We start from the raw sequence: 19924 nt of genomic DNA on the forward strand, positions 1-19924 counted from the left end.
CATATTCTGCAATCTTATCTAAGCATCTCCCAAGACAATCGTCATTGAGTTGCTCTGGCTCTACTTCTGCACCTAGCAATTGAGCAACAGGCTTATCTTGAAAATAATGGGGAGTCATATACAACCGACTATTCATAAACCCTAATCCATTCAAAATCATCGCGCCTACTCGGCATCCGTAACTTACTATCCCTCCTTTCTTTAGATCTAATTCAAGGCGGGCATCTATGCGTTCTATTAGCCCTAATTCTCTAATCGTCGCCGCAATAAGACCTAAAGAGCCTAATTGTTGGGAACTCACGCTTTCTTGATGAAACATACAGGCTCTCCAAATACTTGATTTGGAGGAAAGAGTATAGGATTGTTTCTTTATTGGCTCTGATCTTTCTCTGATATTCTTGTGATCTATTTCTCAAAATTTCAATACGATAATTGGGGGCTGGAATAATTCAATTTTTTACAGCTCGTTGCTGCGAAATGTCCGATTGAGGCTATAGGCTAAACAACAGCTCTGTCTTTAGTCACACACGATTTCCGAACACTCAGGCTGCATCCCAGGTGGTTGAGGCATATGCTTCTTCTTCCTGTGTCTTTATCCTCATGTTAAAATAAAAAAAATCCAGATCACTTCTGAAGGAGTGATCTGCGTTACGATATTTTTATTTGGTGAATTTTGGGATAGTTGGCTCGTTGCTGGTGATGAGAAAATGAAATTATTTTTTTTGGGGACTTTCACTCTTTCTTACAGGAGCCAACCAATTCTTCGGAGCTTAATTGGATTTTCATTCCTCTTTTTCCTAGGACTCTCCTTCGCTCAAACGCTTCCATTGCATGTGGATGGTTCTCTCTTAAGGGATTCCAACGGACAGACTATCATTTTGCAGGGGATTAACCATCATGGTTTTCTTGATGTGCCTGATGGGGCTTGGGATCCTCCGGGTTGGCCCCTCTATTCAGGTATGGGCCATTGGAATCCAGAAGTAGTGAAGGAAATCTTGGATTCCTACCAAAAGCTTGGGTTCAATGTGGTCCGCCTTCACACGGTGGTGGATTGGTGGAAGAACAATCCTGTTACTTACAAAGATCCTTATCGGGAGGTAACCTACCAGGAGTCATACCGTCAAATGATCCAGGACACTGTGAAGTGGGCCAGAGACAGAGATCTCTATGTAATCTTTGATTTTTTTGCACTGAAAAATGTTCAAGGGCGCCAATCAGGCCAGGAGTCCCTTCCGTGGGCCCCTTGGGGAAGATTTCCCGAAGTTGTTCGAGATCGCTCTGAATTTATTTCTCTTTGGGATTCGGTGGCGGAGCAATTGGGTGGTTATCCCAATGTTCTTTTTGAGTTATACAACGAACCGCATGGGGATAGCCAAGCAGAGGAGGAATGGTTCAAATTCGTCGAAGAGGTTCTTCCCGTCCTCCGCCACCGGACGAGCAATCCAGTGATCGTTCAATGGAATTATGATTGTTGGGTCAATCTAGACTACCCGCCACCATCCCATCCTGCATCCACCTTGGAATGGATTGAAAAACATCCCTTGAAAGATAACAATTTAATCTATGGGGCTCACCTGTACCGAAATTCCGGAGGAGGATTGTCGGGACTAGCCCACCGAGGAGTGAGCTCCATTGTCAATCTATGGGAACGAGAGGACATCCTCCAGGCCCTCCAATGGGCCCTTTTTCCAAAGGTCTTAAAAACAGACAGAAAGCCGATTCTTGTGACAGAAATCGGAGCTTATCTTTCCAATGGAGAAGAAGATCAAGAACATGAATTGGAATGGTTTAAGAACACTCTCTCCATTCTTAACGAGTGGGGGATAGGTTATGTGGCTTGGGCCTGGAGATCCGACCAACAGCTAGGGCACGGGATGCTTCACGAGGGAAATCCCAACCGGGCGGGCAGTCTTTTTCTAGAGTCGCTCAAAGATTTGAAAGGCCCCGCAAATACATTAATATCCTAGTATCTAATCAACTTCCTTAGATAGCAAGATTTCGATATCATTTCGCTTTTATAGTGCTTCATTAATAATCTGACACAATTTGAAATGAGTGTCCTTTGTTTGTTGATCTATATTTTTTTCTGATTTAACTATTTATTTGACACATGTGCGTGCTGATTTTCCAAATAACATGATCTTAACTAGTTGATTGAATATGGCAATTATGATCATTTATTGAGCGATTAAGTAAGTTAAAAATTGGTCTATATTATAATAATATGGTCCATATTAACCAAAATTATATAAAATATGTTTTGAGTCAATATCGCTACAGGGAGTAAAGTGCCCATGTATTCAAAATTAGCCCCAATACGTAAAGCTGTATTTCCCGTTGCTGGTTTAGGGTCACGATTTTTACCAGCTACAAAAGCCTCTCCTAAAGAAATGTTACCTATTGTTAATAAACCCTTAATTCAATATGCTGTTGAAGAAGCTTACGCTAGTGGCATACGCCAAATGATTTTTGTAACCTGCCACAACAAGAGATCTATTGAAGATCATTTTGATATGGCTTATCAATTAGAGCATGAATTAATTTTAAGTAATAAAAATGAGCTCTTATCAATCGTTCAGTCGGTTAGACCTATGGATATGGAGTGCTATTATATTCGTCAACCTAAACCATTAGGCTTAGGCCATGCTATTTTATGTGCCCAACCCGTTGTAGGTAATGAGGCTTTTGCTGTTCTTCTTGCAGATGACCTGATGCTTAATGAAAAACCTATTTTAAAACAAATAGCAGAACTTTACCTGGAATATGGCAATAGCATTCTAGCTGTCCATGAGGTACCAAGAGCACTAACCAGCCAATATGGAATTATTCAAGGCGAACTAGAAAAAGAACGTCTCATTAACATTAAACATTTGGTAGAAAAGCCACAGCCTGATGCAGCGCCTTCAAATATTGCCATTGTTGGTCGTTATATTCTGACTCCTGCAATTTTTGAAAAAATCAGATTAATTCCCAAAAATGAGCACACAGAAATTCAGCTTACGGACGCAATTTCTGCGCTACTCAACCAGGAAACCGTTTTAGCTTATTTGTATCAAGGTAGGCACTATGATTGTGGTAATGTATTGGGATTTCTAAAAGCTAATGTTGATTTGGGTAGAGCACATCCTGTTGAAGGAAAAAAATTTAATCATTGGCTTTTAGACTTTGTAAAAGCTTCACAGAGGTAATTTATATGTCTCGCTTATCAAAAGATGAGGTCTTGTAAAAAAACTTATAAACATAAAATTTTCACAAAGGGTGTTATATGGAACATTAATCCATTCGATCAACCAGGCGTTGAAAGCGCGAAAAAAGCACTTAGACAAATAGCAATATAAAATGGAATATCACTAAAAAGCTTAAACTGGGAGTAAAAAAAGATGAATCAGGACAAATCTATCAAATCGACCCAGAAAAAAACGTATCGACAAATACAAGTTCCCCGCACTGTTTTTAAAGCATATGATATTAGAGGGATAATAGGTAAAGAATTATATGAGAACTCATTTTATAGTATTGGTTTGGGTTTAGGTTACTATTTAAGTAAATTACAACGTCAAAAAATTGTACTTGCTCGCGATAGTCGCTTAACTAGTCCTGTTTTAGCTTTAGCTTTAAAACAAGGATTACTTGATAGTGGCATTGATGCTTTTGATTTAGGCTTGACCACCACACCAATGATGTATTTTGCAACCCATACTCAAGGTATTGACTCTGGTGTAATGGTTACTGGAAGTCATAATCCAATTAACTATAACGGCATCAAAATAGTATTGGCTGGTAAGACTTTAATGCAAGAAGATATCCGTATTTTATATACTATGATTGCTGAAGGTAAGCGAGTTAATGGATGTGGTAAAGAAATAGAACTAGATATCATGGAAGAGTATACAAAACGTATTGTAAGTGACATGCAAATAAAGCGTTCATTGAAAATTATTGTGGACTGTGGAAATGGCACAGCAGGACTAGTTGCCCCGCAAGTGCTTGAAAAATTAGGTTGTGAAGTCATACCGCTTTATTGTGACGTAGACGGTCGTTTTCCAAATCATCATCCTGATCCAACAATAGAAGCCAATTTAGTTGATTTAAAAAATGAAGTTGTTGCGCAAAAGGCCGACCTTGGTTTTGCTTTTGATGGAGATGCTGACAGACTTGGTTTAGTGACTAACACAGGCGAGACGATACATCCCGATCGCTTGATGATGCTTTATGCTCGTGAACTCTTAACCAGTTGTCCTGGTGGCATTATAGTTTTTGATGTTAAGTGCTCCAATAATTTGGCCGCAGTGATTAAAGATGCAGGAGGAATAGCTAAAATGTGTCCTACTGGACACTCTATAGTGAAGGATGTGATGAAAAAAGAAGGGGCTATTTTGGCCGGCGAAATGAGTGGGCATTTGTTTTTTAAGAATCGCTGGTATGGATTTGATGATGCACTCTACAGTGCCTGTCGTTTGCTGGAAATTATAACCTCATCTAATCTAACAATCAGTGATCAATTTAAATTAATTCCTGATAGTGTTGGTACTTCTGAGCTAAAAATTGCTATGGCCGATGAGGAAAAATTTGTGTTTATGCACCGTTTTAGTGAGAAAGCAAAGTTTCCTCAAGCACAAATTATTACTATTGATGGAGTACGCGTTGAATTTGCTACAGGTTGGGGCATACTTCGCGCTTCTAATACCACTCCGTGCTTGGTTGCTCGCTTTGAAGCGGTAGATAAAGAAAGTTTGCTCCACATTCAGCAATTATTTAAAACACAAATCCTTTTGTTAGAGCCGAAACTGGCGCTGCCATTTTAGCACTCATTACATTAATGCCGATTGATCATTTCTTTTTTTTGAACCAATCTACTACTTTTTTCTTAAACAGAGAGGTGTTTGCATTAGTTTTTGTAGTACGAATCCATACAAGCCCTCCCTCTCCTAGATACATACTAAATCCAATTGTGATGGGAATAAGCCAAAGAAACCACCAAAAAATCGTAAAAATTGGATTCACTCTAACCATGTATGTAATTCGTGAGGACAGTTTATCCAAAACTAAGCTCGTTCGTTTCCACGTTTTGTAATAAAGGAATGATTGTTGGATAATGAAACCTGCAATGTTTATTACACTAAGTATAATCAACCACATGGGAAAAATGTTGCGATGTTCAATCCACGTCGATAAGGCCCATATTCCCGTAGGCAAACCAATTAAATTAATCGCAAGTAAGAGACAGGGTAGAAAGTTCATCCATGCTAGAATTTTTTGACGTCTGGTCATACCAAGACGTGACAACGGTTCTGTTAGACTCTGAAAAAATCCGCAAACCCATCTCTTTCGTTGAGTAATTCCACCTATGAATGTAAGGGGAACCTCCTCAATAACAGGTTTCTCAATGATTCCAAGTTTTTTTCCATTCATCCAGAATCGCATACCAACCTCGGGATCCTCTATTGCCATCCAAGGATGAAATCCGCCTAGGTTGAGAAGATCAGATGCTTTGTAATAGAGTGATTTTCCCAACACCCAATAAGGGTGCTTTCCATTAGCGGATAAATGTGGATATTTTAGTCCATCCCAAAACATATGATCTAATGAATGGAAACTTGCAGGCCACGTTTGAAGAAGATTGCCCGCAATATTTGTAGCCTGCAATACATCGTAATGCCGAATGCCAACTGCAGCGTCAATGAAATGATCTATTGGTAAGCACGTGTCTGCATCAACATAATTAACGAGAAAATCCTCTTTTCCTTCAAACTCTTTGGCCATGTGATAAAAAGCATAAATAAGCTGGCGTGTCTTTTTAGGGGGGAGATTAGTGACCTTCGCGTGCGCTCCAACATGCCACCAGTAGGCTTTTTCATTAGCATTCCAGTTGTCCCATACGATTTGCCAAGAAGGATCATCTGTAGGAGGTATCTCCATGATTTCCAAGAAATCAAATGCTTTTTTTAGATCCCTCAGTTTGTCTATCGTCTCAAAATCATTCGAATTGGGGATTGCAATAATACGGTATCTGTCTTTAGGATAATAAAGCTTCTCAAACGATTTCATGGTGGTATACATTGTCCCTTCGGGCTCTTTCAAAACGGGATAAAACAATATAATAAATGGAAAGTCGCCTTCACGAAGGTTGATACTTTCTTTCGTATCCACCCAATTCACAGGACGGGTGAATAAATATAAATCCACAAGAAAAGAACACAAATAAATAATTTGCGCAAAAGCATATAAGGTCATCAATATAATGAAGTAAGGTTCTGCCATAACTATTTCCTTGCAATTATTTAGAAATCAAATGATGTGTTTTGTTAATCGTCTTAGTGCTTATTTTACCCAGTTGATTAATTCCATCATTCCTTGTGAAAGACTTTTTTGAGGTTTAAAACCATAAACTCGCTCAATTTTTTTGATATCTGCAAAACAATGCCGAATATCCCCAATTCTATATTCATTTGAAATTATTGGTGCAATTTTTTTATTCATTATGCTTGCAAGCGTTTCTGCAACCTGCTGGATAGTCACAGCAGAACCGCTTCCCACATTAAAAACATCATATACTTCCGCTTCGTTCTCTAAGACACAAGCAAATGCATTGGCAACATCACTAACATGCACAAAATCACGCTGTTGTTTACCATCTTCAAACACTAAAGGAGGCAAATCCTTCAGCAAGCGAGAAATAAAGATAGCTGCCACCCCTGTATATGGATTGCTCAAGGCTTGACGTGAACCATAGGTATTAAAAAGTCTAAGTGCGACAGTAGGAATATTAAGCGCTCTACCCACAACTAAGAACATCTCTTCGTGATCACGTTTATTAATTGCATAAATTGATGCTGGCATTAATGGTTTTTCTTCTGTGGTAGGAGTAGGAATTAGGATCTCATCGTCATGATACAGTTCCCATTTTTTTTCTTTGAGTTGTTTATTGTTCCGAAGACTTGGCGCAAATGTCGCGTGACCTGTGACTGTTCGATATTGTCCTTCACCATAAACAGACATGGATGATGCAGTGACAATCTTTTTGACTGAATGATTTCCCTTTGAAAGAACTTGAAGCATAACTGCTGCTGACAAAGTATTGTTTTTAGTATAATCCACAATATTAGCCATACTTTGTCCCACACCCACAGAAGCAGCTAAATGAACAAGATGGGTTATTCCTTTTAAATTCTTTTCAAATTGGTCTTCTGAGGAAAGATCACCTTTTATTCGTCGGGCACGTTTACTCAAGTAAAGAGGCCATCCTTCGGAATCCTTTTTTTCATCATGATGTACTTGATCCACTAAACAATCCAAAATGGTAACTTCATATCCTAGATCAAGAAGCTGGTCCACAAGATGCGATCCAATAAAACCTGCGCCACCGGTGACTAATACGTGACCTTTTTCCATACAAAAATGTCTCCATCAGTTATACTTTATAAATAAACGAAAGGTTTACAGCCTTTGCCCAAAAAGGTCCCCCATTGAAGTTTCTTCTAAAAATGCTGTTATTTTGATAATAATATTGTGCAGCCAATCTCATTCCCAGATGGGTGATGATTTTATAATTCATATATCCGGCTACTGCATTTCCATAACTGGAATTTTGTGGAAAAAAGGATACTCCATCTTCAATCCCCATCTGTAATTTTGATGTGAAAAAATGTTCTATTCGTAATTTTCCAGTATGCACCTGAAAATTTAGCGGGTCGTAATAAGCTGATTGACTGTTATTGTTTTGAGTAAATATGGGTGCTGGATTGGAATAATTGAGGTAAAAGAAGTCGTAGATTATTCTCACCTGAGGAATATTTATAAATTTATAGTTCGCTTCAAAACTTGCTTGAGTTTTGTTATTGCCGTCTGAATATTTACCATAAACCCCTCTGCCCCATAAAGATAAATTTTGCGTCGGCTGATAATACATTGAACCATAATAATCATTGGTTTGTATATTTAAACCAACGGCACCAATAGCTACAATATAGTTGTAAATTTGTATACTAAAAGGCGGTTCGGTGTCGATAATGTCTGAATGGTTGAACGTTAAAGTTGCATTCAGAGTTTCTGACCAGGCATATTGCAATGCGACGTTGCCATTAAAATTATTAAAGCCATTGCTATAAGTTTTGTTAGAAACTCCCGCAAAGAGCTGCCAATGCTCGGTAAAAAGTTTTGACCCTTGTAATTGCACCATATTTCTAGAAACACTATTGAATCCATTTTGCGCAAATCCTGAATAAGCATCTGCTATATTTAACCTGATATTAGACGCGGTATAAAAATCATAAGCTGCGCCTGCATCTTGGCGACGAAAGGTGTTTGAACTATCATAATAAGCCGCACTGATTGGTAACATGGGTGATTGATAGTAATTGACCAGCTGATTCTGTAAAAGTGAGCGATTCCAATTATATACTTCTTGCCAACGGTCAAAAGCTATGCGGTTGCCATCATATTCATGTGTGGCAGCCGTAGTCGATAGCACACCCCATAACGCATCGGTATTGTAAGGATATTTCTTCAAGACTTTTTGATAATAAGTGTTTGCTTGTTGGTATTGCTCACATTTGCGAGAAACATCACCCATTCCCAATAAATAGCCAGTACTGTGTTTATCCGATATATCTGAGAGCAAATGAAATGCGGTATTGCAATTTCCTTTTTGAGCTTCTAATTTCGCCAAAGCTTCTTTTGCTTCGGGACTTGGATAATCATCTAGGGATTTGGTTAACATTTTATATGCAGCATCATATTGCCGAAGCTCAACTAATTTGCTGCCCCATTCATAAGAGAGAAATGCATTGTGTGGAAATCGTTGCATAAGTTGCTCATATTGAGCTGCTGCGAGATCATATTGCTTATTCTTAAACAATGTTCTTGCAAATTCTAGTCGAGTAAAATTATCCGTTTTTTTATTGGCTATTAAGGTTCTACCGAGTGCGATCGCATGATTATATTCATTATGGTATATGTAATTATTAAACAAATCTTTTTGTAGTGCTAAATTATTTGGATCGCGCGCCAATTTTTGTTTTAGTTCATAAATTTTTAATTCATTTTCTCTATTGGCGAGCAGGGGCGCTTTAATAAAGGCATTGGTATAGTTACTATTTAGCCAGCGAGAAGAGTAAAAGTGTTTGAAATCCCTTTGAGATTCGGCAAGATTTCCCAGATAAAATTCATCCCAAGCTAAGCCCTGATACATATTAGTTCCTTGAGGATGGTTTAATGCGTTCTGGAAAGCAACGGTGGCTTGCTCCATAAAGCCAAATAAATGTAAAAACCACGCATCATGGGTTAAATAACCGGGATTTTTAGGATCGAGGGCCAATGCTTTTTGGAATGCATTTCTAGCTTCAAATGCATACAAGGATTGTTCATAATTGACCCCTTTGAGGTAGGACTTATATGCAATTGCTTTTGCATTGTCGGCAAAAATAGCACTTGACACGAAACAGAGTGCAAAAAAAAAGAGTTTTTTTTTAAAAGCTCCATGCATAATATATCTACCCTTATGGTAAGTTCTTATCGTTTGGCTATGCATTCAGACCACGGTCTCAATGCGAGTTTGTTAATTTCTTTCGATCCATCCGAATCTTCTTTAATTATTACTATATTTCAATATGTTGATTATCTCAATCATTACAATATTAAAATTAATCTTGAATTCTATTATGTCAAGAAAGTTTATTGGCAAAATATTCTATTGTACGTTTTAACCCATCTCGTAAATCAACTTGTGGCTGCCAATTCAACTTAGTTTTTGCCAATGTAATATCTGGTCGCCGTTGCTTTGGATCATCAATCGGCAAACTGCGGAATACAGTACGAGTCGAACCACCAACTAATTCGATAATAATTTTCGCTAATTCCATAATCGTAAATTCATTAGGGTTCCCAAGGTTAATTGGTCCAGAACACTCTTTATCGGTAGCCATTAATTTGATCAATCCATCCACTAAATCGCTGATAAAGCAAAAACTGCGTGTTTGATTGCCTGTCCCATAAACACTGAGATCTTGATTTTGTAATGCTTGAATGACAAAATTACTGACCACTCGTCCATCATTTGCTTGCATTTTGGGACCATAAGTATTGAAAATCCGGGCAATTTTCACCTCTAGATCATATTGATGAATATAATTGATAAATATAGTTTCCGCACAACGCTTGCCTTCATCATAGCAAGCGCGAGGTCCAATGGGATTCACATTGCCCCAGTAAGATTCTGATTGTGGATGTATGATTGGATCACCATAGACTTCAGATGTGGAAGTTTGCAAAATTTTCGCTTTATTCTTTCTAGCCAATTCCAACAAATTGAAAGCGCCAAGAACTGAGGTCTTAATAGTAAAAAGCGGATCCTTTTGATAATGGACGGGTGATGCAGGACAAGCGATATTATAAATTTCATCGATATTTTTTAAATCAATCGGTGTACAAATATCATGCTCAATAACAGTAAAATTCTTATTTTCTTGCAGAGGAGCAATATTTTCCAATGATCCAGTAAAAAAATTATCTAAACAGATTACTTTTTGATCTTTCTCAAGAAGTGCCTCACACAAGTTTGTGCCAATAAAACCAGAACCACCGGTGACCAATACCGTTTTTACTGTTTTCATAAGATTTTGCTCCATGCCTAAAGTGTTGCACTGAATTAGAAACTGTCATGCAGTTGTAATTTCCTTTTTAATTTGAATGCTCAATTGATTTAAATTTATACTATAATTGCTATTGTATCAACTAATTATTCATTGCTATCCATTTCCTCACTCGCTTTCGCCAAGGAAGTGAGGAACGAGCGAGATTGGTCTTGGTAGCCTTAGGGCTAGATGTTTTGCCGTAGGCAAAATATAAGGCATACAAAAGGCGTCAGTCATTGTGGTAGCGCTAAGCCCCCTAGGGGGAGCAAAAAAGAGCGAACCAGGACGGGTCAGGACTACCGGAGTTGTATTTGTTGCCTGTATTGTACCTTCTAGATGTGGATGTTCGGGAAGGTTATCAAAACTGGCGACACGCTTGTAGGAGAATTTAAGAATGAATAAAATCACTATTCATGGAATTGGATATGTGGGACTGGTTTTAGGAAGCGGATTGGCCGAACTTGGTAATCAAGTCATTTGTCTAGATACCGATGAAAAGAAGATTGAACAACTCAATGAAGGCATTGTGTCGTTCTTTGAGCCAGGGCTGGAAGAACTGCTGGAAAAAAATTTAGCCAATAATCGTATCTCATTCACTACTGATCCCGTCAAAGCGGTGCAACATGGGGATTATCAATTTATCACCGTGGGTACACCTCCTACTGAGGATGGTTCTGCCGATTTATCTTACGTTTTTGCAGCGAGCAAAAATATTGGTCAATATATCGACAAAGACTGTATCGTCATCACGAAATCTACCATTCCTATAGGCACCACTCATAAAGTAAAAGCCATTATTGACGCCGAATTAGCTGAGAGACAATCGAATATAAAGGTGGGAATTGCTTTTAATCCTGAGTTCTTACAGGAAGGGAACGCTGTTCATAATTTTAAGCATCCTAATCGCATTATCATTGGCTCCGAAGATCCTGATATTATTCATAAAATGAAAGAGTTATTTAAAGCAACAATGACTTCTGATAAGCAGTTTATTACTATGAGCACCTGTTCTGCTGAACTCGTTAAATATGCCTCTAACACTTTTCTAGCACTGAAAATAAGCTTTATTAATGAAATCGCTAACATTGCTGACTATATGGGTGCAAATATCACTAGTATAAAAGAAGGAATGGGGGCTGATGAACGTATTAATCCTTATTTTCTTAGTGCTGGCGGTGGTTTTGGAGGATCCTGTTTTTCCAAAGATATTAAAGCACTGTTAAAAGCTGAGAAAAGAATTCATTATTCTTTTCCAATACTCAATGCAATTGAACGAGTAAATGAAAGGCAAAAACATGTCTTATTTTACAAAGTGTTTCGATATTTTAATGAGTATTTGTATGATAAAACGATTGCAGTATGGGGGCTGGCATTTAAGCCCAATTCTTCGGATATGCGCGATGCCGTCAGCATTACCTTATTACAAGAATTATGGCAGCACGGCGCCAAGGTTAGGGCTTACGATCCCGCTGCCACAACTGAAGCGAGAGTCTTATTTGGAGATCGAGACGATTTAATTTTGTGCACGAGCAAAGAAGATGCCTTGATAGGTGCGGATGCGCTGGTAATTGTTACTGAATGGGAAGATTTTTTAAACCCTGATTTTCAACTAATAAAAAAATCGTTAAAATATCAAGTTATTTTTGATGGCAGAAATATATATAATCGTGAGTACCTAGCAAGTTTAGGTATCGAGTATTTAAGTATTGGTAGAGGTACTTGTCGACTCTGCGAGGAAACAAAAAAGACATTCTCTAACTGTAATGGCTCGCTTTCATAAACAGTTTAGCTCGCAATCACTCACAATTTTGAGCTTAGATTAATTGCGAATAAAAATAAGTTTCGGATGCAAAACAGAGAAACTCTCTGAGTTTTCGGCGAGCGAGCGTGACTAAAGACAGAGAGAAGTAAAATAATTTCTGTGAAAGTTATTATGCAATAATCTTGTCGTGGCGATAATTATCAGATTGTTGTCATTCAGCGCCCTAATGGGACCACCTGAGCATCAGCTAAAACCAGTCTGTCAGCAGATAATGGGATCGCCCAACCTATCAAACTTTGGTTAAAATTGAGCATAATTTTTCTCTGTTAATTGAATTAACAGAGAAAAAGGATGTCAAACCGGAGATTTGAGATGTATGAGTATTTATTAGTCAGTTAAGATTGGGGGTTTCAATAAGGAGATTGGCTCGTGAGCAACTGGCAGGAAGGTACGTGATATATCCTTAGCGCAGGGGTGGCTTGATTTAGAAAAGCCCATGCCTACTGAAGAAGAGCTCTCATTATTTTTTAAAAAGAGCCGTTCAGATAATGCATCGTATTTACAACCTTATCACTCGATGATCGACATTTTTTAATGTTGACATTCAACAGAACTTGCCCATAAATTAGAACTGCGCTAGATTTCAAACCCTTTAAAAATCAAGCAGTAGTTACAGGATGTTTTGTCTAGAGCCGTTATCATTATGCCAAGGATTTATTGAGCAGCTCAATGAATCCCTAAAAACTCACTATGGAAAAAAGCTCACGTTAACCCAAAGGAGTTGGCTTTCTTTATGTTTAACAGGTATTTTGATTACCAACTCAGTTTGCTGGCAACGCATAGAACGAATGACAATTGGCGGATACAAGGCCAGTGCTCTATCAAAGATGTTTAGACGAGCCAAAATAAGCTGGTTAACTTTACTCCAATCTAGTATCCAACTGATACTGTCTCGTTATGGGATAACCTATGGAGTTTTAGCGATTGATGATACAGCAAACAAACGGTGCAAGCATACCAAGAGGATTAGCAAAACACATAAAACCAAAGACAAAAGTACTGGCGGCTATTTTAATGGGCAAGAGCTGGTTTTTTTACTTTTGATAACAGAAAAAGTGACCATCCCAGTAGGTTTTGGATTTTATGAACCTCAACCAGATATGTCCTCCTGGCGTAAGACATACAACACCCAAAAGAATAATGGAGTACCGAAACACCAAAGAGCGGCAAAGCCGACCCCTAACTATGAAAAATATCCAACTAAGGCACAAATTGCATTAAATCTACTATGCGAATTTACAAAGTCTTTTCCTCAAATAAAAATCCAATGTATTCTTGCAGATGCTCTTTATGGCTCAAGTAAATTCTTCTGCAAAGTCTGTGCTCAATGGGGTGTTCAAGTTATTTCGCAGGTAAGACATAATCAAAAAATAAAAACACGCGGCAAGTTTATTACCATTGCAGAATATTTTAAACGTTACTCATATGGTACTTGTCGACAAATGGCTATTCGAGGTACTGCAAACCAGTTAGTTACTCTTGATGGAGCTCGGCTCCTACTAAAGCTCATGGTTGTAAACGCTATATCGCAGCCATCAAATATGAAGGTGAAGAAAATTACCGCTATTTAGTTGCTTCGGATTTGACCTGGAGATTGACTGATATTGCTTCAGCCTATACTCTTCGTTGGCTCGCAGAGGTTTTTATTCAAGACTGGAAGGGGTATGAAGGGTGGTGCCAGTTAGCCAAGCAGCAAGGTGAAGATGGATCAAGCCAAGGCCTGATACTGAGCCTGTTGTCTGACCACTGCCTACTCTTACATCCACAACAGAAAGCCTTGGTAGATAACAAGCTACCCGCATTAACTGTAGGTAGTCTGCGAGACTTGGAAAGAATCAATGCTGTAATAGAGTCCATTCAATCCTTGGTATCTTCTGATAAAGCGAATCCCCTCATTAATGCAATTTCTGCAAAAGTTGCTGAAGTGATTCCCTTGCGACAATCAGCAAAACATATGAGCGGGAGAGACTTGGGAAAATTAGGCCCCTCTGAAAGTTTAAAATACCAAAAATCTGCTTAAGTAAGGATTAGATTGAATGTCAACTTAAAAAATGTCGATCATCGAGTATCAAGCTAAGATTGAAGAATGGAGCATTCAAGGTGTGCAGGCCAGCACCATCTTTGCTCACCTACAACAAGAGCATGGTTTTAAAGGCAGCTATAGCGTAGTTCAGCACCACATGAAAGTTCTAAAAGATAAGCAAAGACCTGTCACAACAATTTTGGAGTTTAATCCTGCTGAAGCAGCCCAAGTTGATTTTGGACAAGGCCCTAAGCTTGTCGATGAGCGGATAGGTGAAGAGGTTAAAACCTGGATATTTGTCATGGTGCTCTTCTGAAGTCGCCATATGTATGCCGAGATTGTTTTCACCAAGATGTAATCACTTGGTTAGCTTGCCATCGGCGTGCTTTTGAATGGTTTAATGGGGTACCTGGTAAACTAACAATTGACAATGCGAAATGTGCATTCGCTATCATTTGGCCACTCCATGTTGGTGCTTTTAGCAGCAGTTTTTTTCTACCACACAAATATAAAGTTTTTATATTTGTGTGGGTTGACGCGTTCTTCTGTTTCAAATATTTCTAACTTTCCTTAAACCAAATCGTTACACTTTTGGAAGTCATAAAACCTAAGTCTATCTTTAACTCAGCTGAGGAATAGTGCAAGAAAATTAGCTGAACGTGAAAAGAACCGCCAAATCCAGTGCTATCGCTATTCAGAATGATTGATTGAACATTGAAAGTGATTTGTAGCAACTCCTTACAATCTCAATTTGAAGAGTGAGTAATACAAGAATACAAGCAAGTACTATTCATATTTTTCTCATTCATAATGTAATCATCTGTCTACATTGCGTCTACATGGTTTTTTCGAATATTTTAATAAAAACAGTAACTACTTGATTTTATTGGTAGGCCGTATAGGGTTCGAACCTATGACCAAGAGATTAAGAGTCTCCTGCTCTACCAGCTGAGCTAACGGCCCGTTTTTAAATGAATTGTAAAGAGAACTATAACGGTCATACATGTCAACTTCAATTAAATAGTAGCTGATATCGATAAATTTTCCAACCCTAACTCTAATCCTAGAATTGTTTTGAATATGATTGATTTTTAACATTTACTTGTATCAAGAGAGCTGAGCTACTTACTTGTAGCCTGGGTGAAACGAAGTGAAACCCGGGTTTCGCTGCGCTGCACCCAGGTTACATTTTTTGCTATCGGGATATGTTTTAACTAGGTGATCCTACTGGATGCAGCTTTGATACGGCATATTTCTCTCGATATGCCACAAACAGAAAACCGATGACTCCCATTGCCAACGTGACCGGGATGACTCCTACCCCATAAATAAAAGCACTCGCCTCACGAATACCGCCATTTGCATTGACTACAAAACCAATTATTGTATGGAACGCATAGCCGAAAATCATGATTATCATGTTAGCAATCGCAGTCGTCAGTCCAGCAAGATTCTCAGGTACGTATGTAGAAACTGTATAAATCGCCAAAATCTGATAAGCACAACACATTCCAACCAATATAAAAGATACGGTAATGCTGGATACTGTTAACATACCTGTTACAAGTGCGGTGAAGACCACGCACATGGTTATTCCAGCTGCAATGATTGTTCCCAGGTAATATCCGGTTTTTTCCGCAATTAAACTTAAAATCGGAGATCCAAAACACATTCCTATAAAGATCATCGAAGGCAAATAGTTTGCTGTTGATGTATTCAAACCATAGACTTGTTTTAAAAAGCCAGATCCCCATACATCAGAAAAACCTTCAAGAGGTCCGAGCATCAATCCGGCAAAACAGCAAATCAAGACTACTTTTTGATTGGTAAAAACCGTTTTAATATTGGAAAGAACTGATGTGTGATAAGTAGGTTTTTCATCGGGAACAATAAAATAGGTTATGCAAGCCAGTATGAGACCAATAGCAATAAACACTTCAATTACCATTTTATAACCCACCGCCTGACACATATAACTAACAGGCCCTCCACCATAGACAGCACCGATAAGTCCTATCATCACCGAAAAACTGAGCATCCGGGAAAAATGCTGCTCTTTAAAAGCCATACGTATGATTTTAAATGTTCCCAAAATGGCAGCTGAAGACCCAATACCAATTAATGCTCTTCCTGCAAGCGGATAGAACCAATGATCAGAGAAAATAAGCGGCAGCAGTCCAATAACAGGGAGCAAAATGCATACTGTCATTACTTTTCTTGGCCCAAAACGATCCAACATGATCCCAATCGGCAAATGCATCAAAGAGTAACCAAGATAATAAACACCAGAAAATTGCCCAAAAACGGTCGCATCGATGTGAAATTGCGACGTAATATCATTCATCATAATATTGGGCATCACTCTAAGAACATATTGGTATGCATAAAATATTGACGCAATAATCCATACAAACCAGGCAACAACTCGTGATGTAGACATAGAAATCCTCAAAAAAACAAGCAGATAATATATGCACAATGGCTACAACCTATGCATTAACGCATATTTTAATTCATTTTCTTTGAAATTTTATTGCAAATATAGGTCCTTATCGAATTAATTCGAATTTAAATTTCATTTTTTAATTATTTTTTAGATTTAAATGCTAAAATATAAAAAATTCATGTTATTTTTAAACACTATGGACCGCACTGACAAAAAAATACTTGATATACTTCAATCAAATTGCCAAATCAATAATCAAGAGCTCGCAGAAATGGTGGCCTTATCCCCTTCTCCATGCCTCCGTCGTGTTAAACTATTGGAAGATAACGGATACATAAAGAAAAAAGTTGCTCTTCTTGAACCCGAAAAAATAGGTTTAAAATTATCCGTGATTGTTTTAGTTGGATTAAATAGCCACCAACCCGCTGTCATGAATCAGTTTGAAGAGGCTGTGCGTTTTCTTCCTGAAATCGTTCAATGTTATTTAATCACAGGCCAATCCGCAGATTATGTATTAAAAGTAATTGTACCCGACCTAAATGCATACCAATCTTTTTTATTAGATAAGCTAACGCGTATCAATGGAGTAACGAGTGTACAATCAAGTTTTATATTAAGAACTATTTGTGAAACAACCACTCTTCCATTAGATCATCTCGATTAACTATTTACTTTTTTTCATTATGGTTAAACGAATGTTGATCTCTTTTTACAAAGGAACATCATGCTGTGGGTGCTGATTTCTCTATTTTTCTTCTGGTTAGTTTACCGAGAACTCACTGGCCGCTTACCCATATCCAAGGGCTATCTCACCACATCGCTGATCTTGGCTTTGTTATTTGCATGGCCTCCTTTTCATCACTGGCGTTTTGAACGTTTTTTAACAGAAGTTGCGCGTCAATTAGCTGAAAATCATCCTGCAAAAGTGCACTGCAATACCTTATTTGACACACTTTTCGATGAGGAACCAAGAGTTTATGGTCATGCGGACCCTAAAACTGGATATATTGTCATCCAATATCCTAAATGCTCGCTATTAATGGATTATGTGAGCCATCCTGAGCGTGCGACTCTGGATGAAATCATCACTCTAAATATTTTAACCCATGAAAGCATGCACGCACGCGGTGAATATAATGAAGCAAAAACCGAATGTGAGGCAGTACAAAGAAACTATCGCACTGCACTCCTGCTTGGAGTTCCAGATAATATCGCCAAACAAAATGCTCTTGATTACTATAATAATGTTTACCTCAAGCGCCGCGATGGTTATTTCTCAAAAGAATGCGCCCCAGGTAAAGCAATGGATGAACATTTAAGTGATTCGACTTGGAATGAATAAAGACTCTTAATTAAATAATTTATCATTAGGGTCTGTTTACAATTCCCCCGGACTTGATCCGGGGCAAAATGCTGCGATTTTAGAGCACCGAAACGGAGCATACACGAAGTATGTGAGTATCGGAGCGCAGAAAATCGCGGCATTTTGGCCAAGAAAGTAGAATTGTAAACAGACCTTAGCAAATTGTTGACTAACCCTAATCATTTCAAGGAATATAATGAATAGCCTTTAACAATACACAGCCAACTATAAATAAGTATGAAAAATACACTTCTACTCCAGACGATGATCGATTCATGTTAAAGAAAATACTGTTCCTGATATTATTGGTAATAGGATTGTCAAGCTGCAATAGGCGTGTTGAGCAACACATCGTTTTGCCATCTAAATTTCCTTCCAGTACAAAGAATTACAAACCCATAGCTGATTTACCTTATGTTGCTTGGTGGCAACAATTTCATGATGTAGAATTGAATCAATTGATTGAAGCTGGCTTGAATAACAACATGGACATTCATATTGCCATAGGAAACTTACAACAGGCACAAGGCGAATTGCGGCAAGTCAAACTCAGTTGGCTTCCTTACGTACAAATACTTGCTGGCTACTCCACCAATCCCGCCCTTGGAGCTCCCGGTGCATTTTATGGAATATGGCCCTATTATTTTGTGAACATTATGAAGCTGTATGCGCAACAGAAACAAGCCACATACAATGTTCAATTTTACCACGCTGCGATTGAGGGAATGCGCCTGGCATTAATTGGCCAAGTTGCGTCAGCTTACTTCACCTTAATTGCTCAATTAGAACAATTAAGGTTATTGCAACAATTAGATAGTGACTTGAAGTCATTAATTAAGTTGAGCCAAGGGGACATTAAAATTGGTTTAGAAAATGAAATTGCTCTGGCCCAGTTGCAAACCGATGAGCGTCTGATTGCAGCACAGATTAAACCTATTTTGCATAATATTGTGCTCAGTGAAAATGCGCTTCGTTATTTGATCAATGCAAATCCAGGCAGGATAAACAACAAAAATAATTTCGCCAAAATAGATTTTTCCCGTTTTAAACCAGGCAGCTTACCCGCTACAGTATTAAACAATCGTCCTGATTTGAAAATGGCACTCTATGCATTAAAGGCCGCTCACGCAGGTATTAAAGTTGCCTACAGTGATTTTTTCCCAGGAATTCAGTTAGATGACTTTATTGGTGATGCTAATTTGCCAAACAGTACTTTTGTTGACACAACGGATGCATACATCAATTGGACGCTCGCCCCCAGTACCCTAGGAAAAATTGCTGCAAGCAAAGGCGCCTATAATGCTAAAGCTGCTGAATTCAATAAAACAGTCCGACGAATTTTAAAAGAAGTCGATAATGACTATTCTGCCAACAGACGGATGAATGAAAAATTTATGGCTTATTTGCATGCTGAAAAGGATTATCGCCATAAATACAAATTACAACAAGGATTGCTGAAAACAGGATTAATTTCTTATAAAGAATTATTACAAAGCAAAATATATTTGGATGACTTGGCGCTCTCAACAAATCAAGCCAAGTTAGAGCTTGCGATGTCATTGGTCATTTTATATCAAGACTTGGCGGGTGGATATGCGCATACTCAATAGCTCTTGGGATGGCGTAGTCTGGGTGCAGC

Annotated in this window: 16 protein-coding genes, 1 tRNA gene and 1 pseudogene; 11 read left to right on the forward strand and 7 right to left on the reverse strand. The window is 38.3% G+C overall.

Translation table 11 applies throughout. The features are described 5' to 3' along the window. Positions 1–319: DUF4277 domain-containing protein (locus Lani_RS07085; protein WP_193393258.1), on the reverse strand; the 319-nt coding region annotated here is incomplete at its 3' end. 388 nt (positions 320–707) lie between these two features. Here Lani_RS07085 and Lani_RS07090 point away from each other — a divergent pair. The 4 genes and pseudogenes from Lani_RS07090 (at position 708) to Lani_RS07100 (ending at position 4805) form a co-directional block, all read left to right on the forward strand. Beyond that, complete coding sequence (locus tag Lani_RS07090; protein ID WP_040522700.1) at positions 708–1967, forward strand: glycoside hydrolase family 5 protein; 1260 nt, start codon at positions 708–710, stop codon at positions 1965–1967. A 327-nt stretch (positions 1968–2294) separates the two neighbouring features. After that, a complete protein-coding gene (gene galU, locus Lani_RS07095) occupies positions 2295–3188 on the forward strand; it encodes a UTP--glucose-1-phosphate uridylyltransferase GalU (protein ID WP_019233918.1) in 894 nt (297 codons plus the stop codon). Between the two features lie 45 nt (positions 3189–3233). Next, positions 3234–3338, forward strand: a pseudogene (locus Lani_RS20165) (hypothetical protein); the annotation flags it as partial. A gap of 42 nt (positions 3339–3380) precedes the next feature. After that, complete coding sequence (locus Lani_RS07100; protein ID WP_019233917.1) at positions 3381–4805, forward strand: phosphomannomutase/phosphoglucomutase; 1425 nt, start codon at positions 3381–3383, stop codon at positions 4803–4805. 25 nt (positions 4806–4830) lie between these two features. On the opposite strand, the gene Lani_RS07105 is transcribed toward Lani_RS07100, so the two are convergent. The 4 genes from Lani_RS07105 to Lani_RS07120 all read right to left on the reverse strand — a co-directional run bounded on the left by Lani_RS07105 (position 4831) and on the right by Lani_RS07120 (position 10610). Beyond that, positions 4831–6261: a glycosyltransferase family 2 protein gene (locus tag Lani_RS07105; RefSeq protein WP_019233916.1), complete on the reverse strand. Its 1431-nt coding sequence runs from the start codon at positions 6259–6261 to the stop codon at positions 4831–4833. Positions 6262–6321: 60 nt separating this feature from the next. Beyond that, positions 6322–7392, reverse strand: a complete 1071-nt coding sequence (locus Lani_RS07110) for an NAD-dependent epimerase/dehydratase family protein (protein ID WP_019233915.1) — start codon at positions 7390–7392, stop codon at positions 6322–6324. Between the two features lie 19 nt (positions 7393–7411). Further along, on the reverse strand, positions 7412–9484 hold the full coding sequence (locus Lani_RS07115; RefSeq protein WP_058388487.1) for a tetratricopeptide repeat protein: 2073 nt from the start codon (positions 9482–9484) through the stop codon (positions 7412–7414). 178 nt (positions 9485–9662) lie between these two features. After that, complete coding sequence (locus Lani_RS07120) at positions 9663–10610, reverse strand: UDP-glucuronic acid decarboxylase family protein (protein WP_019233913.1); 948 nt, start codon at positions 10608–10610, stop codon at positions 9663–9665. 415 nt (positions 10611–11025) lie between these two features. Here Lani_RS07120 and Lani_RS07125 point away from each other — a divergent pair, with 415 nt between their 5' ends. From Lani_RS07125 to Lani_RS07140, 4 genes are all read left to right on the forward strand, one after another. After that, the gene (locus Lani_RS07125; protein WP_019233912.1) at positions 11026–12411 is read left to right on the forward strand and encodes a UDP-glucose dehydrogenase family protein; all 1386 of its coding nucleotides are present in this window, start codon (positions 11026–11028) and stop codon (positions 12409–12411) included. A 659-nt stretch (positions 12412–13070) separates the two neighbouring features. Next, positions 13071–14024 carry a transposase gene (locus tag Lani_RS07130; protein WP_051045707.1) on the forward strand — a complete coding sequence of 318 codons (954 nt, stop codon included), beginning with the start codon at positions 13071–13073 and terminating at the stop codon, positions 14022–14024. 23 nt (positions 14025–14047) lie between these two features. Then, entirely contained in the window at positions 14048–14473 is a 426-nt protein-coding gene (locus tag Lani_RS19705) for a hypothetical protein (protein ID WP_051045706.1), read from the forward strand. 31 nt (positions 14474–14504) lie between these two features. Then, positions 14505–14792 carry a hypothetical protein gene (locus Lani_RS07140; protein WP_019233910.1) on the forward strand — a complete coding sequence of 96 codons (288 nt, stop codon included), beginning with the start codon at positions 14505–14507 and terminating at the stop codon, positions 14790–14792. Positions 14793–15363: 571 nt separating this feature from the next. Here Lani_RS07140 and Lani_RS07145 read toward each other — a convergent pair. Both Lani_RS07145 and Lani_RS07150 read right to left on the reverse strand, forming a co-directional pair. After that, positions 15364–15439 (reverse strand) — tRNA-Lys (locus tag Lani_RS07145). Between the two features lie 247 nt (positions 15440–15686). Next, complete coding sequence (locus tag Lani_RS07150; RefSeq protein ID WP_019233908.1) at positions 15687–16916, reverse strand: MFS transporter; 1230 nt, start codon at positions 16914–16916, stop codon at positions 15687–15689. Between the two features lie 202 nt (positions 16917–17118). Here Lani_RS07150 and Lani_RS07155 point away from each other — a divergent pair, with 202 nt between their 5' ends. The 3 genes from Lani_RS07155 (at position 17119) to Lani_RS07165 (ending at position 19895) form a co-directional block, all read left to right on the forward strand. Beyond that, positions 17119–17586, forward strand: a complete 468-nt coding sequence (locus Lani_RS07155; RefSeq protein WP_040522707.1) for an Lrp/AsnC family transcriptional regulator — start codon at positions 17119–17121, stop codon at positions 17584–17586. A 60-nt stretch (positions 17587–17646) separates the two neighbouring features. Next, positions 17647–18264, forward strand: coding sequence for a hypothetical protein (locus tag Lani_RS07160; RefSeq protein WP_019233906.1), 618 nt, complete (start codon positions 17647–17649; stop codon positions 18262–18264). 296 nt (positions 18265–18560) lie between these two features. Further along, complete coding sequence (locus Lani_RS07165; protein WP_019233905.1) at positions 18561–19895, forward strand: TolC family protein; 1335 nt, start codon at positions 18561–18563, stop codon at positions 19893–19895. The last annotated feature ends 29 nt before the right edge of the window (positions 19896–19924 follow it).

The sequence above is a fragment of the Legionella anisa genome, assembly GCF_001467525.1.
GTDB classification, from domain to species: domain Bacteria; phylum Pseudomonadota; class Gammaproteobacteria; order Legionellales; family Legionellaceae; genus Legionella; species Legionella anisa.